The organism is Brevibacillus sp. NPDC058079 (assembly GCF_042885155.1).
GTDB lineage: Bacteria > Bacillota > Bacilli > Brevibacillales > Brevibacillaceae > Brevibacillus.
The window spans coordinates 216474-231470 of record NZ_JBHVSO010000003.1 but is presented as its reverse complement, the minus strand read 5'-3'; the positions used below and the strand labels follow the sequence as shown (position 1 = coordinate 231470).

Genomic DNA, 14997 nt, shown 5'->3' with positions numbered 1-14997 from the left:
TCTTCTCCCGCCTGATTGGAAACGAATATTTTTTTTCTTACGGAGTGGTAATGACAATATCCCCGAACGTGATGCAATCGGCAACCAGTAATTGTTCGTCTGGAACGATTGTAATAGTGGCACTGAAGACGAGGACACCAGAAGAGTCGGTGAGTGTCAGAATGATAACGTCTGGCAGGTTGAGTCCTGTTTCGGCGAGTGTCAGAGAGTAGGTCACCGTTTCTTGTGCGCCTGTTGCTGTGAATGTCCGTACACCAGTACCTGTTACGATCAGACCTGTCACAATTGGCAGGATAGGTAGTACGGAAATGCATGTCGGAGAGCTGATAGTCGTTGGCGAGAAGCTGAAGCTTTGATCGCCAAGGACATCAGGCAGGAGAGCATCAAAGAAGTTAAAGGTAAACGAGCTGCTGGATGGATCGCAACTTGGGCAGATATCCGCGATGAGCTGGATCGTACCAACGGCAATGGCGAGTGGAATACCGATCGATACGGAGACGTTTGGTACCAACGCGTTGACGGACGCCTGGCAATCGCAGTTGCGTACTGGGAAGATTGGTGGGCATTGTGGCGGGAATGTGATCGGCGGGCAACGGAAAGATGGCGTTGGCGATGGAATTGGAATGTTGTTTGGACGTGGAGAGCAGAATTTCGCCAATACTTCCAGTTTGACTTCTGCTTCTACCTGGATCTCCACGCAGACAATGACGTCGAGTTGAACCATGCCACCGAGGAGAACAGTACCGGTCGGTGAGCACTCGAAAGCACTGATTCGGCACAAGATATTGTCCTCATCAAGCGGTTCAGGCAGGCAGAGAACGACTTCCTGATCGAATTGCACGGTCGTTGTGAATTCGCAGAGAGGTGTTCCGTCTGCGAAGACGCGAACGAGCACAGTGGCTCCGAACACAAAGCGAACGACTCCGACCCGAACAGTGGTCCCATTGACTGTAATGTTCTCGCGGCGAATACTGACGACTCTGCAAGTAGGACCAGGAGTAACTGGCTCAACGCAGGAGATCGTGATATCTTGCCCTGCACGAATGGCAGCGTCTACCAGAGCTTGACAATCGTCGGGAAGGGCAATCTTGTTTCGGTAGCTGTTCGCTAATACTACCCAGTCATACACCTTGTTGACGCGAATGCACTCTTCCTGCAGGTTGTTCGATATAGGAGGAGTTGCTGTAGGCGTCGGTGTAGGGAGCTGGCGACCCATAATGGGCTTCACGTGATGTTTCACCGTAAGAATCCTTCCTTTCCTAGGGAGTTTGCTTTGCAGTTACATACTATGTGGGCAACGGGAGTTTGGCATGTTGAGCATGCGCCTATTTTTTAGGTCACTATCTTGTCAGAATGGAATTTGAAATTTTTGAAAGAACCAATTGTCGTCGAATTTTCTTTGGGCATTGTATCGAACACGCTGAGCGGCAGCCCCGCAAGTCAGCACGTCATCCGCAATTTCACTCGCATTTGCGTAGAGCACAAGTTTTTTCGCAGCCTCAATCCGCTGCTCGTTAAAATGGCTGTACGCCATTCGAAGCATATTGTAATAAATGTGCTCATGTGCAACTGTGTAAGGGTGAACTTGCCTAAACAAATGTAGGATTTTTACAGATGGCTGGACCATACACGTATATCCGAATAGCCACATTTTGATGGAAAACTCGATATCTTCAAATCCCCATATGCGAAAACCGCGGTCAAAACCCCCGACTTTCATAAAAGCTTCTCTGGTGACCAGGAAGCATCCCCCTGGCAATATAGCAACCGGTGCCGTGCCTGCTGGCTTTGGATACCAGGTGATCTCGAGCTTTTGATTCAGATTTTGCCCATAACCAATTTTATGTGGCTCCGTCATGGAAGCGATTCCGGGAGCAACGCCATCTGCTTTTTTTGTAAGAATGAGCTCCATCATGCGATCAATCCAAAAGTTTTCAAAAGACAGATGGGCATCGCAAAAAATGAAGTAGTTGCCGCGTGCGTGATTCACGCCCAAGTTTCGTGCTGCAGCAGCACCAATGCCTTCTGTTGTGATTAATTTTATTTTTTCATTTTGCCCTTGACCTTGTAGAAAGTGACAACCGTTATCAGTTGAGGCATCATCGACTACGATCACTTCATATGGATACGTGGTTCTTGTATTCAAAAGGGAAGTGATGGTAGAACGCACATTGTCCCCCTCATTTTTCACAGGAATGATAATGGAGATCAGGGGCATCTGTGAGGTGGGCATATGACCACTCCTTTCTGTAGCATCGTATGCACAACGCGCTTCTTCGGAACAGTCATCGCCAAAAATGTTCACTTTGGACACTGGGCATTCATACAATATCGCGGACTGACGGAAAGTGTCGTGAGGAGAGATGGGAATGGATGTTGAGGTATATTACAGTGGTCAACGTGGCGGGACCATGCCGTACGCGGCTCTGCCAGCGTTCCGTTTATTTTGCAAGCAAAATGGCTTTCAATTGAAGTGGGATTCGACGAATAAAAGAGTGGACCTGGATTCGGGGTTGAAAGGAAAAGTTTGCGTTCTTTTTACAGGCATGTCTTCAGAAGGGACCGCCTACGAGTGGGAGGTATTGGGGAACGTCCAAAAATTTCTCTCTGATAGTGGGATGGAGGTTGTCTTAAGCCAAAACAATCCGTCTCTGGCGAAAAATACGGATGTGGCCATACGTTTCAGCTTAAAGGAAATGCGAGCCCTAGAAAAACCGAGACTGATTTTCTTTCAGTCGGAGGATGAAAAGCGGCAAGATCTGGTCAAGTGCTTGCGTACAGAAATGCAGCAGTCAGGAATCCCGTGTCTCTATAAAGTAATCAAAAACCAAAAGCAATCATCAATCGTTCACATCCAGTTGCAGTTGCCGCTTTATACGGACGTGAGCAAGCGTAAGATCTATGCGGAAAAAATTTCGCTACACTTAGCGTCAGGGGTTTTGGAGTATTTCCAAAATGGATTGCACATTCAACCAATGGCGTTTTTACCACCCAATATTTTAAAGCTGTTTTATTCCACTATGCTCTTTGCCTCTGATGAGGAAAGTCAGAAGGGAGCAGATGAAAAGCCAATAGCAGAGGAACAAAGCACGATTCAGGAAAGTGACCAGCCGAGTGTTGAGGCCAGTGACTCAAATAGTGAAGTAAACAGTGAAGAAAACAGCGAATTAAACAGTGAAAGAGAAGAGCTGTCGATCTTGGCAGAAGAAAAACTGCTGGAACATGTAGTGACCATTCATCCGATCGAAGAAGTGTCTGAACAGGTTGAATTGCGTACAGCGGCAGAAGTGTATTTTGATTACACGTTGATTCACTCTGAATCAGTTGAGAAGCCATACCTGTTGATTGGGACACTTCAGGTGAAGAATACGGGGAACCTTGAACTGAAAAATCCAATCGTTTGCCTGCGCGTCTCGCCTGTCGATTCGATCAAAATGGGAGGGCAGGTATTGCCGCCGAAGCTCGTGGAGACGATGGCTGTGCAAGGTACATCGGGTTTAAAAGGATGGAGATACTTGGAAGACGATTGGTTTGCCCAAGCGATGGAGAGAGGGGAATACTGGATAGCGCCGATCCAGCCTGTAACCATCGTGCCGGAATCGACGGAATCGTTCCAAAACTTCCAGATTTCATTTATGAAACAAGAAGCGGGGAAGGGAATCGTCGTCGAGGGTGTCGTGCTTTGCAACGATCAGACCGTACACTTTTCCGCCAATAACCGGATCGCTGTGTCTTTCTAATATGGAAGAAAAGCCACCATTTCAGTAGAAATGATGGCTTTTCCGTTCCGCGCCTCTATTTTTTTAAGAACATTTGTACGAACGTTTTCCCGTGTGGACCGCCATTCACAACAGCAATGGCTACGTAGTCGTATGTCGGACTCATGATATTGGCTTTGTGCCCGGAGGAATTCATAAACATTTGATGGGCGCTGCTTACAGAGTAGTTTTGAGCAATATTTTCAGCAGCAGCCAAATAGCGAATACCAAAAGTATCCATCATTTGAAACGGTGAGCCGTAAGTGGGAGAGGTGTGGCTAAAGTACCCTTTGTTTACCATCTCTTGGGCTTTTACGCGTGCAACATTCACCAACTGCATGTCCACTTGATAAGGTGCGAGTCCGCGGCTGGTGCGCTCTTGATTCACGAGTTGAACCATTTCTTTTTCCTCAGCCGTCAAACCAGCAGGAAGAGGAACTTGCGTGCCAGCACCAGGGTTTTGCGGTTGCTCAGGCTTGCTTGGTGTTACGGGAGTCGTTGGATTTGTTGGAGTGGTTGGCTTTGTATCTGGTTTGGGTTGCACTGGATTGTTCTTGTATTGCGTTTGAATGGCAGTATAGGTTTTGGCATCAGCTTCACCAGTCAAGGTTTGTTTATTGCGCGACTGGAACAGCATGACGGCAAAACGCGTAGATTCATCATATTGGCCCGATGCCGTTACTTTGTAACCGAGGCCAGCGAGCATCGTTTGCAATTCCTTCACGCGTTCACCACTAGCACCCAATTTCAGCGTAGCGTAATCATTGGACTCAGCAGGCTTGCTAGGTTTGGACGGTGTGCTTGGCTGTGTCGGCTGCTCTTGCTTGCGAGTTTGGTACACGCTCTTCAGTTTATCGTAAGTGGTTTTGTTTACAATTCCGGTTTGCGGCAGCTTGTATTTTTTCTGGAACGCTTTGACGTTATAAGCTGTGTTGCTGTTGTAGATCTTGTCCACCACCAGCTTGTAGTCGTAATGGAGTGCATCGAGCATCTTTTCCACTTCAAGCACGCGCGAGTTTTTCATCCCTTTTTTCAAAGAGGTAAAGCTTGTTTTCGCGAATGCAGGTTGTCCGATCATGGTTACGAGGACGGACAGGGAAAGGATGGTTGCCATTTTCTTTATGTTGCGATTCATCTCATCACGCCTTTCTCTGGTTTGTCGCACCACAATGGTACTAAATGTGGAACAAATGAGAAAAGCACAAAATATTGGAAAGAGGTGGAGGTGGAATGTTTGACCTCTCTTGGATCGACCTAATCATTCTTGTGCTGGCAAGCTTTCGTCTCACGCATTTGATTGTTTTTGATGAGATCACGTCTTTTCTGCGAAACCCATTTTACCAGGTGTTATATGTACCCGATGAGTCGGGGCAAATGGTGCGGGACTTTCAATTTAAAGGCGGGAGGGTGCGCCAATGGATAGGCAGATTGTTGAGCTGCCATTGGTGCGTGGGGATTTGGGTGGGCGCTCTGATCGTTGGGTTGTATATGTATGTGCCAGCCGCCTATCCGTTGCTGCTCCTGCTTGCCATAGCCGGAGCGGCGGCTGTCATTGAGACGAAATTATACTCGAGTTGAAAGGTTAGCTCCTCGAAAAAGCTTTGTACACGATCACTTCGTCATACGAAAGAGGAATGATCTCTTCGGCCATGTATCCTCCTGCCATTCTTTGCTGGACTTGAGGAGTGCTCGGTATACCGACACAAGAAGACGCGATGTCCACACGAATCGTCGTGGCATTCGGATCGAGTGGAATTTCGAGGGCAAAGGTGGGTTTATCAACGGTATAACTTTTTACGTTTACGCCATTCACGAGCGCAGTCAAAACAATGGGCTTCGGCAATTTTACGGGGGAGCCAGGGACTTTGCCCTTCACTAACAACATTTGAGCCGGTGCAGATGGATCTGATTCAACAATCGCACGTAGGACAGGAGGCGCCCACAAGTCCATCCCCCGATTCATGCTTGTGATTCTGGTTGTATTGGATGGAAAGGACTTATAGAGCCTCAACAGGTCGAGTACACCCATGCCTTTGTATTGTGGAACGTACGATATCCAGTGGCTGGGTATGGACGAATAATTTTTTGCAAGAGATCGTATGACTTCGGGTACGCCGACGGAATGCCATTGGGTAGCTGATTTGCAAGCCGTGTGGATTCGAGCGTTTCCTAAATAGTGAGGCAGATAACCGATGGGATAAAATTTGGCGATGCGCATCCACAGGTCGTAATCCATGCAAAATTGCAATTTTTCATCAACGCCCCCCATGTGCCTGAAGACGTGGGCTCTGATGAAAGCGGATGGCTGGCAAATCACACAGCTTTGATACAACTTCTTGGAATCAGCTTGTTCTGACGGGTAAGTGGTGGATACTTGACCGTACTCGTTCATTACATGGCAATTGCCGTGAAGCATTCCCCAGGCTGGGTTACCCGCAAAAGCGTGAACAGCCTTCATAATGGCGCCAGGTACATAGGTGTCGTCTGAATTCAGCCAGCCGATGATTTCGCCTCTTGCCATTGCCAAGCCTTTGTTAAGCGCATGAGACTGTCCGCGATCCGGTTCGGAAATATAACGGAAGCGCGGATCTTTTTGTGCATATTCTTGCAAGATGGAGAGCGTATCGTCAGTCGAGCCTCCATCTACCACGATATGCTCAAGGTTTGCATAGTCCTGGGTCAATATGCTATTTATCGTCTCACGAATAAACCGGCCTTGGTTGTAAGAGGGGGTAATGATACTCACTAATGGTTGCTGTGAGTGGGACACGAGATTCACTCCCATCTTTCCATCATAAAAAATGCATGCACTACCATCAGACTATGAAAGAATGGAAAATCGGGTACACAAGCATCGTTGATCTTGTGCACCCGATTTCATTTTAACCGGATATTACAGGTAGTCTGGAATGATCCCTGGATTGCGGAAGATACGGAGCAATTCCGCGTGACAGTTAGGGTCGATCTCGTTGCCAGAAATGGCTCTTGCCACGAGGCTGATACGACCCGCATCGTAATTGTTGATTTTGCCAGAAGGGATGGTCCGAACCGATTCAGGAATGATTTCAAACAGTGTGCCTCTGAGCATCTCCTCGATGCAAAGGACGGACGGCAACCACCAAGTCGTATCGTCCTTATAAATCCGGTTCATTTGTCCAGGAGCTCCGTTGTAGACCATGATGGATTGATTCGTATCCAAAATACAGGCAGTTTCCAACAAGAGGTGCCCACCTGGTTTAATTACGCTTCGGCATTGCGACAATGTCCACATTGGATCACGCAGATGATAGAGCAATCCAAGATGCTGGACGACATCAAATTGATTGTGCCGTATTTGTTGAGGAAATGGCAGTGGTACTATAAAATCGTCCATCAGCAAAACTTGCAGCCCTTCCCATAGTTTATAAGGGCTGGTATTATACAGCGGCAAAACTTTGCTTTGCAGGATGTTCTTGCAAAACTCAAAATTCAAATAGAGCGGCTGCATACAGTCCGTAGCCACGACAAGACTTGCCCCTCTTTGCTCCGCTTCAAACGCCCACATTCCGTCAAAGCTAGCGAGATCAAGGACGCGTTTCCCCGAATATTGGATGTATTCTCTGGATTGTCTCGTCATATTCCATATATTTTCCAGAAGCGTAATCCCGGGAGTGATAATACCGGGTCGCAGCGCGATTTTATGGTACCATCGTCGTTTGCTGATCTCATCGAGGATTTCCTGATCTGTCCAAAATCTTCCCATCGACATGTCCCCCTTCATTGCAGAGTGCTTGCCCTATACGATATGTTCGGACCGTGCTGGGGGAAATGATATAAATGCATAAATTTCGTCCTATTCACGTCTAAAGTTGCTTGGCAACAAGCAGGTTTTCGGAAAAAAGGCATATGCCCGTTTCTCGTTGTCTGTCACATACATAAAGTATGGGGAGAAAAAGGAGGCGGAAAGAGTATGCCCTTACCCATTGTGATCATCCATCGAGGGGACGATGATTATCTCACATACAGCTTGCAGCAAGCGAAAAGAAGTAATCCCCATTCGCCCGTCTATCTGATCGGGAATGGAGGAAACAGAAGGTATGCTATGAACGGCATCATTCATGAGATGATAGACGATTACATGCATGCCGCTATCGAAATGACGAGAGTCTATAAACATATTCATTTCATGCCCTATGAGTACAATCTGTTTTGTTTTCAAAGATGGTTTATTTTGTTGGCGTTTATGAAAAAGCATCAGATTTCGAAATGCTGTTATATCGATACGGATGTCATGCTGTTTACCGACGTGAACCATCCGCGCTTTGACAACTTTATGATGGAATTCGTATGGACCAATTTCTTAGATAGGCAGAAGCTAGAACAGTTTTGCGAGTTTATGACGTCTCAGTTTGCCAATCCGATAACATTTGCGAAAGTCGTTCATTACACGATGCAGAGAAAGGAACATGTCAGATTCAATCAGCCTTTAATTACAGATATGGTGCTGGCCTTGCTATTTCTTGCACATTTCAAGGATTACCAAATGACGAACGGCTTGTTTCATGATGGCTTTATTGACGGCAATATTCAGCAGTCTGCTTCGGTGGAGAATTTGTATGGCTATAAGAAAATTTACTCGATAAATGGTGTCCTGTGCTGCAAGGATAAGGCAACGAGTCATTATCTGCAGTTGTTTTCTCTTCATTTTCAAGGATACACGAAGCACCATATGAAGTTTTTCACGGCTCCTTATCTCCCACAAGCAGGTTCTTACATTTTCGATTATATTTCCAATCGATGGATTCAGTTTTTATAGGCTTCTATCATCCCTCGTGTTATTTGACCATTTTCATTGGATCATAGAGCATCGACTGCGACAAACGCATAAGATGGTGCATACAACACGATAAACGGATAGAGGTGGCCTGAGTGAAACTGATATTGCTATCGGGTGGTTCAGGGAAAAGGCTGTGGCCGCTCTCCAATGATGTCAGGTCCAAACAGTTCTTGAAGTTGATAGGCAATGCACATGCCCAACCAGAGGCGATGGTTCAACGAGTGTGGAGGCAGCTGACCTCCCGCAATTGGTCGGAGCCTGTTTATATTTCAACAGGCCGTTCACATGTTGACTTGCTTCAAAGCCAACTTGGAGAAGACGTTCCCTTGATCGTGGAGCCGGAAAAAAGAGATACCTTCCCTGCCATTGCTTTAGCGGTGACTTATTTGTACTCTGCTTTAACGATGGCCCCGGATGAAGTCATTGCCATCATGCCTGTAGATCCATTCGTTGAGGATCGCTTCATGGACAGGATCAAGGAGCTGGAGAATGTCATACTTAGATCAGGCGCGAATCTCGCATTAATTGGAGTAAAGCCTACGTATCCATCTACGAAATACGGTTACATTGTTCCACAGCTAGAATCACAATCGGATCAAGGTAAGAGGCCTCATGCCTATCAAAAAGTAAAAAGCTTCAAAGAAAAGCCGTCACTTGAGCAAGCGCAGGATTTAGTAGAAAAGAAGGCCCTATGGAATTGTGGGATTTTTGCTTTTCGATTGGGGTATCTGATTCGCGAATTAGAGCAAAAAGGATTGCCTACTGAATACAACCGCATGCTTGAGCAATATAGCCAAATGCCTGCCATCAGCTTTGACTATGAGATTGTAGAAAAGGCAGAGAAAGTAGTCGTTCTCCCGTATGACGGAAACTGGAAGGACTTAGGGACATGGAATACGCTAGCGGAAGAAATGAGAAGGAATGCAATCGGTAAGGTTTTGCTCGATGAGAGTTGCACGAATACACACGTTATCAACGAATTGGACATACCTATCGTGTCCATTGGTTTATCGGATATGATTGTGGCTGCCAGTCCTGATGGCATCCTCGTTTCTTCCAAGGAACAAAGTCATATGGTCAAAAATTTGGCTTTGGATTGGACAAAGCGCCCAATGTATGAAGAGCGGCGCTGGGGAAGGTATCAGGTTATGCATTTTCAGAAGAATGAAGACGACGTGGAAGTATTAACGAAAAGAATCCATGTATACGCCGGGAAAAATTTGAGCTATCAGTACCATCACCACCGTAGCGAAGTATGGATCATCGTAGAGGGCTGCGGCGAGTTCATCTTGGATGATCAGCTGAACCAGGTTGGACCAGGTGACGTATTGCAAATCCCGGTAGGAGCCAAGCATGCAATCAAAGCTACGACCGAGCTGGAATTCATCGAGGTACAGATGGGAAGTCAGTTGGTGGAAGAAGATATCGTTCGACTTGGAATGACGTGGTCAGCGATTCTGGAGCAGATTGGGAAGCACGGTGATCACGATGATTGATCCAGCGTTCTGGCGAGACAAAAAAGTGTTGATCACAGGTCATACGGGGTTCAAAGGGGCATGGCTGTGCCTATGGCTGCATCATTTAGGGGCGAAGGTAACAGGGTATGCGCTGTCGCCGCCGACAAATCCGAGTATTTTTGAGTGTGCCCAAATCAGCTCATTGGTTGATTCGATCATTGATGATGTCAGATCGAAGGAAAGCGTTCAAAAAGCGATCAACCAAGCAAACCCGGATATCATCATTCATATGGCCGCTCAGCCGCTGGTGCGTTTGTCGTATCAATATCCGGCGGAAACCTACGAAATCAATGTCATGGGTACGGTGAATGTACTCGAGGCGGCGAGAGTGGCTGTACAGAACGGAATGAAAATGAAAGCAATCATCAATGTTACGACGGATAAGGTTTACGAAAACCGGGAGTGGGTGTGGGGATACCGGGAGCAGGATGTGTTGGGCGGCTACGACCCGTACTCCAACAGCAAAGCATGTTCGGAGCAAGTGACTGCCTCCTATCGCAATGCTTTCTTTCACCCCGACCAGTATCACCAGCATGGGGTAGCAGTTGCTTCAGCGCGAGCAGGCAATGTAATCGGCGGCGGTGATTGGGCTCTTGATCGCTTGATACCGGATTGCCTGCGTGCCCTGATAAACGGAGAGAAAATCACCACCCGAAATCCCAAAGCCATTCGACCGTGGCAGCACGTCCTTGAGCCATTAACAGGGTATTTGATGCTCGCTGAAAAAATGTGGGGAAATGGCAAGAATTATGCCCAGAGCTGGAATTTCGGTCCGAATGAGGAAGATGCCAAATCGGTAGAGTGGATCGTCCAGCAATTGTGTGAGCGATGGGGAGCTGGTGCCAGTTTTGAAGCAGAGCGAACCGATCCACAATGGCACGAAGCTCAATATTTAAAGCTGGACTGTTCCAAAGCCAAAAGCGTAATAGGCTGGAAGCCCAAGTGGTCACTCGAGCAGACCTTGGACAGTATCATTTCTTGGCATAAGGCCTATCAGCAAAAGCAAGACGTAAGGGAGATCTGTTTGGCCCAAATCGCAGCGTATACAGATAGGGTCCAGTGAACACGAGAGGAAGGAGGGCAGCCAATGAAAGTCGTCATCCTAGCAGGAGGGTATGGCACACGTATTGGAGAAGAAACGCATCTTCGTCCGAAGCCGCTCATTGAGATCGGTGAATGGCCCATCATTTGTCATATCATGTCCATTTATTCCAAGTACGGTTTCCATGATTTCATCATCTGTCTCGGGTACAAAGGCTATATGATCAAGGAGTACTTCGCGCACTACTTCCTTCACCATTCTGATGTGACCTTTGATTTTCGTAACGACAATCAGGTCACTTTTCACAACCATAATGCTGCTCCGTGGCGAGTCACATTGATTGATACGGGGAAAGACACAGGGACAGGTGGAAGGGTGAAGCGAATACAGAAGTATGTGGGAGAAGAAACATTCATGCTGACGTACGGAGATGGCTTATCCGACATTGATATTGAACAGCTGGTAAAATTTCATCGCACGCATAAAAAACTCGCAACGATCACCACGACTCAACCGCCAGGCAGATTCGGAGCATTGGATATTGCCGATGGGGGCACCGTAACAGGATTCCAGGAGAAGCCAAAGGGGGACGGTGGGTGGATCAATGCTGGTTTTTTTGTCATGGAGCCGGGCGTATTTGACTATATTGCGGGTGATGAGACAGTATTGGAAAAAGAGCCGCTGGAGAGCTTGGCCAAGGCAAATCAACTGATGGCCTTCAAGCATACCGGGTTTTGGCATCCGATGGATACGCTCAGAGATAAAAACTACTTGGAAGAACTGTGGAAATCCGGAAAGGCAGCATGGGCAACCAGCCGAACATGAAGGAGGAAGCAGGAGTGGGTGAATTAAACGAGAACAGTGAAGAAGTTTTTTCTCCGATCGGATACGGGGACATAACGATCGATTGTGGGGCAAACCACGGGCTCATTTCTCAAAAAATGGCGGATAAAGGCGCCCTCGTCTTTGCGTTTGAACCGAATCCATACGTATTTGAGGAATTGAAAAAAAGGGTGGACTCCTATCCTAATGTTATATGTATAAACAAAGCGGTTTGGCATAAAAACGATAAGCTACGCTTGCATTTGCATGATCTTTACCATACGGATCCGGCAGGGTCTGCTTATGCCTCTTCTCTATTGACTAATCATCCAGTTACGAATCCCGATAAGTATGTAGAGGTAGAGGTAATTGATTTGACACAGTTTATCCAAATGCTCAATCGTCCGATCAAATTGATCAAAATGGATATTGAAGGAGCAGAATTTGAACTGTTGGAAAAAATCGTGGAGCAAAATTTACATCTGCAAGTAGAAAAAATCGTCGTAGAAAATCATGAATGGCTGATCGAAGACTTGAAAACGAAAGCCGATCACTTTCGGAGGGTCATGCAAGAAAAACAAATTCACAACATCGACTTGAACTGGGTATAAGAAGAGTGCCAAGCAGGTGAAGGGGAGCGATCCCAGATGAAGATACTAGTGACCGGCGCGACAGGCTTTCTCGGAAGCCAGCTCGTAAAAGCGCTGCGATTGGACGGACATACTGTCATCATTTTGAAAAGGAGCACTTCCGATTGCTCGCGTATCCAGGACATATTGCCTGATTTGATTACGTATGATACGGATCGCGGTCAATGGGAAGCTCCTTTTTTCGAGCAGGGGAGAATCGATGCGATCATCCATACGGCAACCTGTTATGGACGAAACAACGAGAGCAATGCCACGATGGTAGATGCCAATGTGACCTTTCCGCTGAAACTGCTGGATGCGGCTATGCGCTTCGACACCCCTGTTTTTCTGAATACGGATACGTTTTCCAGTGTGCCCGTCCGATTATCCAAACATCTACAACCATACAATTTGACGAAGCGCCAGTTTCGTGAATGGGGAAAATGCCTAGCAGATTCATCTTCCCTGCCATTCATCAACGTCAGGCTGGAGCATGTGTATGGTCCGTATGACAATACGAATAAATTTGTCTCTTTTGTCATCAAAAGCTGTCTCGAAAATAAGCCCGAACTAAGGCTTACAGAGGGAAAGCAAGCAAGGGACTTTATTTATGTGGATGATGTTGTTTCTGCCTTTCGTGTGTTGTTGGCGCATGCTACCCGTATACCCGCTGGATTTACGGAATACCAGGTAGGGACAGGTACGGCAACCTCGATCCGAGAGTTTGTAGAACTGGTTCACCAGATGACTCAATCAAGCACGGTTCTGAAGTTCGGATCGATTGCGTATACCGACATGGAAATCATGCATTCACAAGCAGATATTAAACCGCTGCAAGCTCTAGGGTGGAATCATCAAGTAAAGCTGGAGGATGGATTGAGAAAGGTAATGGCCACTTTCAAATAACAACGAAACAAAAAACATGGCGAGCCTGCAGCCATGTTTTTATCATGTGCGCTTAATCGAGGAAAGTCTTGTTCGTACAGAACAGATCAGCGTGGAAAGGTTTCATTTCGTCTAGTAAGTGGTTGTAGTTCTTCACTTTTACCACCGTATTGTCCCGTTTAAACATATACAGATGGGTAAACAATTTCTCCAGCAGTGTGTATAGCACGAGTGGATGTCTGCCGAAGTTTTCTTTGATGCTTTCTGGGTTGAATTCAATGATCACATCCGGGTCCCACTGCTTAAGCGTTCGCATGGCATTTTCCAAGACAACGACTTCCGAGCCTTCCACGTCAATTTTAATGAGGTCGATGCGCGAGATCATATTCTGCTCTACCCAGTCATCCAGCCTGACACATGATATGAATTGGGTGGATTTCTCCACGTCTTCTGGCTCATGCGGGATATAAGACCATCCGCCTCCACGCGGGTCGTCTTTAAAATGGATGTTCCCGTTCCGGTCTGCCATTCCGAGCTGAAGTGGCTCGACATTGGTGATATGATTCTCGGACAGGTTTCGCAGGAGATAAGGATAATTGACATCGGAGGGTTCGAATGCGTACACCTTGCCTTGGGGCGCAAGATAGCTCAGAGCGAGTGAGATCGGACCGATGTTCGCACCGATGTCTAGGCAAATATGGTCAGGTTGTACGATTTTTTTCAGAGGAAGGATAACGTAGTCTTCATAGTATCCTTTGTAATACTCCAAAAAGTACAGGACGCTTTGATCGGAGTCGTCCCCATAGACGGTAAAGGTTTGATTGTCAAACGGCAGGTGAAAGTCAACTTTCTTCATCGAATTCGTTGCTCCTTCAAGTGGATTGTAGATCATGATGATGTCATTTCCTACGACGAATAAGAGGTCGGGACGAAGAGAATGAACGAATTCTCGTAGTTCTTGGATAGTGGGATAATCGTTCAACAATGGATTGGGACCAATAAAGCAACGAGCATCATCAATCAAAATGACGTGATTTTGGACGGAATGCTGCAAAATGGCAGCAAGTTCCTGCAAGATGGGGGTGTCCAAGTCTCCTTTGGCTGCCTCAGATGAGCGGGGAATGTAATGGCCGTCCAGCCAAAACAGACAAGGTGTTGTGACAGAGTACATCAGGTTGGTCAATATTTCTCCACTGTCACCGTGGAGGATATGGATGTGGCTGTCGCCTGAAAATCTCTCTTTTGCCGCTATAAACAAGGCTTCATTCAGCTCGATGGAAACGAGCAAGTCGAAATGGTTTTTCATCGCTTGCAACATGTCGCCCTTAAACGTACCTGTCTCGATCAAGGTGCGTATGCCTGTCGTTTTTGCTATATGCTTGATCTTCGACTTTTTCAAATCGTTTGTCGGTGCTTCCAACAGCCAAAAATCCCAAGTCTCTTGTTCTGTTAATGGAAACGGGATTCGGCGCTCCTTCCTCCACGTCTCTCGAATTTGCTGCATGCGTGACATACAAAGATGACCTCC

Annotated in this window: 14 protein-coding genes; 8 read left to right on the top strand and 6 right to left on the bottom strand. The window is 46.8% G+C overall.

Annotated elements, in window-relative coordinates; genetic code table 11:
- Positions 1 to 37 precede the first annotated feature (37 nt).
- Positions 38 to 1240, bottom strand: a complete 1203-nt coding sequence (locus ACFVS2_RS11260) for a BMQ_0737 family morphogenetic spore coat protein (RefSeq protein WP_390233804.1) — start codon at positions 1238 to 1240, stop codon at positions 38 to 40.
- 108 nt (positions 1241 to 1348) lie between these two features.
- Positions 1349 to 2233, bottom strand: coding sequence for a glycosyltransferase family 2 protein (locus ACFVS2_RS11255; RefSeq protein WP_390233803.1), 885 nt, complete (start codon positions 2231 to 2233; stop codon positions 1349 to 1351).
- Positions 2234 to 2369: 136 nt separating this feature from the next.
- Here ACFVS2_RS11255 and ACFVS2_RS11250 point away from each other — a divergent pair, with 136 nt between their 5' ends.
- On the top strand, positions 2370 to 3740 hold the full coding sequence (locus tag ACFVS2_RS11250) for a hypothetical protein (protein ID WP_390233801.1): 1371 nt from the start codon (positions 2370 to 2372) through the stop codon (positions 3738 to 3740).
- A gap of 55 nt (positions 3741 to 3795) precedes the next feature.
- Here the strand turns inward: ACFVS2_RS11250 and ACFVS2_RS11245 are convergent, their stop codons facing one another.
- A complete protein-coding gene (locus ACFVS2_RS11245) occupies positions 3796 to 4893 on the bottom strand; it encodes a peptidoglycan-binding protein (RefSeq protein ID WP_390233799.1) in 1098 nt (365 codons plus the stop codon).
- A 95-nt stretch (positions 4894 to 4988) separates the two neighbouring features.
- Here ACFVS2_RS11245 and ACFVS2_RS11240 point away from each other — a divergent pair, with 95 nt between their 5' ends.
- Entirely contained in the window at positions 4989 to 5336 is a 348-nt protein-coding gene (locus ACFVS2_RS11240; RefSeq protein ID WP_390233797.1) for a DUF1360 domain-containing protein, read from the top strand.
- A gap of 4 nt (positions 5337 to 5340) precedes the next feature.
- Here ACFVS2_RS11240 and ACFVS2_RS11235 read toward each other — a convergent pair whose 3' ends face one another.
- Positions 5341 to 6528, bottom strand: a complete 1188-nt coding sequence (locus ACFVS2_RS11235) for a glycosyltransferase family 2 protein (RefSeq protein WP_390233795.1) — start codon at positions 6526 to 6528, stop codon at positions 5341 to 5343.
- Positions 6529 to 6651: 123 nt separating this feature from the next.
- On the bottom strand, positions 6652 to 7500 hold the full coding sequence (locus ACFVS2_RS11230; RefSeq protein WP_390233793.1) for a DUF1698 domain-containing protein: 849 nt from the start codon (positions 7498 to 7500) through the stop codon (positions 6652 to 6654).
- A gap of 207 nt (positions 7501 to 7707) precedes the next feature.
- On the opposite strand from ACFVS2_RS11230, the gene ACFVS2_RS11225 reads away from it, so the two are divergent.
- From ACFVS2_RS11225 to ACFVS2_RS11200, 6 genes are all read left to right on the top strand, one after another.
- On the top strand, positions 7708 to 8553 hold the full coding sequence (locus ACFVS2_RS11225) for a hypothetical protein (RefSeq protein WP_390233791.1): 846 nt from the start codon (positions 7708 to 7710) through the stop codon (positions 8551 to 8553).
- 113 nt (positions 8554 to 8666) lie between these two features.
- A complete protein-coding gene (locus ACFVS2_RS11220; RefSeq protein WP_390233789.1) occupies positions 8667 to 10070 on the top strand; it encodes a sugar phosphate nucleotidyltransferase in 1404 nt (467 codons plus the stop codon).
- Positions 10063 to 11154: a CDP-glucose 4,6-dehydratase gene (rfbG, locus tag ACFVS2_RS11215; protein WP_390234520.1), complete on the top strand. Its 1092-nt coding sequence runs from the start codon at positions 10063 to 10065 to the stop codon at positions 11152 to 11154. Before ACFVS2_RS11220 ends, rfbG begins: the two co-directional genes overlap by 8 nt.
- Before the next feature lie 24 nt (positions 11155 to 11178).
- On the top strand, positions 11179 to 11958 hold the full coding sequence (gene rfbF / locus ACFVS2_RS11210) for a glucose-1-phosphate cytidylyltransferase (protein ID WP_390233786.1): 780 nt from the start codon (positions 11179 to 11181) through the stop codon (positions 11956 to 11958).
- 14 nt (positions 11959 to 11972) lie between these two features.
- Entirely contained in the window at positions 11973 to 12566 is a 594-nt protein-coding gene (locus ACFVS2_RS11205; protein WP_390233784.1) for an FkbM family methyltransferase, read from the top strand.
- Between the two features lie 36 nt (positions 12567 to 12602).
- Positions 12603 to 13490, top strand: coding sequence for an NAD-dependent epimerase/dehydratase family protein (locus ACFVS2_RS11200; protein WP_390233782.1), 888 nt, complete (start codon positions 12603 to 12605; stop codon positions 13488 to 13490).
- 52 nt (positions 13491 to 13542) lie between these two features.
- Here ACFVS2_RS11200 and ACFVS2_RS11195 read toward each other — a convergent pair whose 3' ends face one another.
- Entirely contained in the window at positions 13543 to 14982 is a 1440-nt protein-coding gene (locus ACFVS2_RS11195; protein WP_390233779.1) for an FkbM family methyltransferase, read from the bottom strand.
- Between the last annotated feature and the right edge of the window lie 15 nt (positions 14983 to 14997).

What these genes read in the sequence shown, in the direction of transcription:
- ACFVS2_RS11255 (WP_390233803.1), bottom strand. Translation starts at nt 2,233, where the DNA reads ATGCCCACCTCACAGATGCCCCTGATCTCCATTATCATTCCTGTGAAA.
- ACFVS2_RS11250 (WP_390233801.1), top strand. Translation starts at nt 2,370, where the DNA reads ATGGATGTTGAGGTATATTACAGTGGTCAACGTGGCGGGACCATGCCG.
- ACFVS2_RS11240 (WP_390233797.1), top strand. Translation starts at nt 4,989, where the DNA reads ATGTTTGACCTCTCTTGGATCGACCTAATCATTCTTGTGCTGGCAAGC.
- ACFVS2_RS11225 (WP_390233791.1), top strand. Translation starts at nt 7,708, where the DNA reads ATGCCCTTACCCATTGTGATCATCCATCGAGGGGACGATGATTATCTC.
- ACFVS2_RS11195 (WP_390233779.1), bottom strand. Translation starts at nt 14,982, where the DNA reads ATGTCACGCATGCAGCAAATTCGAGAGACGTGGAGGAAGGAGCGCCGA.
- rfbF (WP_390233786.1), top strand. Translation starts at nt 11,179, where the DNA reads ATGAAAGTCGTCATCCTAGCAGGAGGGTATGGCACACGTATTGGAGAA.
- ACFVS2_RS11200 (WP_390233782.1), top strand. Translation starts at nt 12,603, where the DNA reads ATGAAGATACTAGTGACCGGCGCGACAGGCTTTCTCGGAAGCCAGCTC.
- ACFVS2_RS11230 (WP_390233793.1), bottom strand. Translation starts at nt 7,500, where the DNA reads ATGGGAAGATTTTGGACAGATCAGGAAATCCTCGATGAGATCAGCAAA.
- rfbG (WP_390234520.1), top strand. Translation starts at nt 10,063, where the DNA reads ATGATTGATCCAGCGTTCTGGCGAGACAAAAAAGTGTTGATCACAGGT.
- ACFVS2_RS11245 (WP_390233799.1), bottom strand. Translation starts at nt 4,893, where the DNA reads ATGAATCGCAACATAAAGAAAATGGCAACCATCCTTTCCCTGTCCGTC.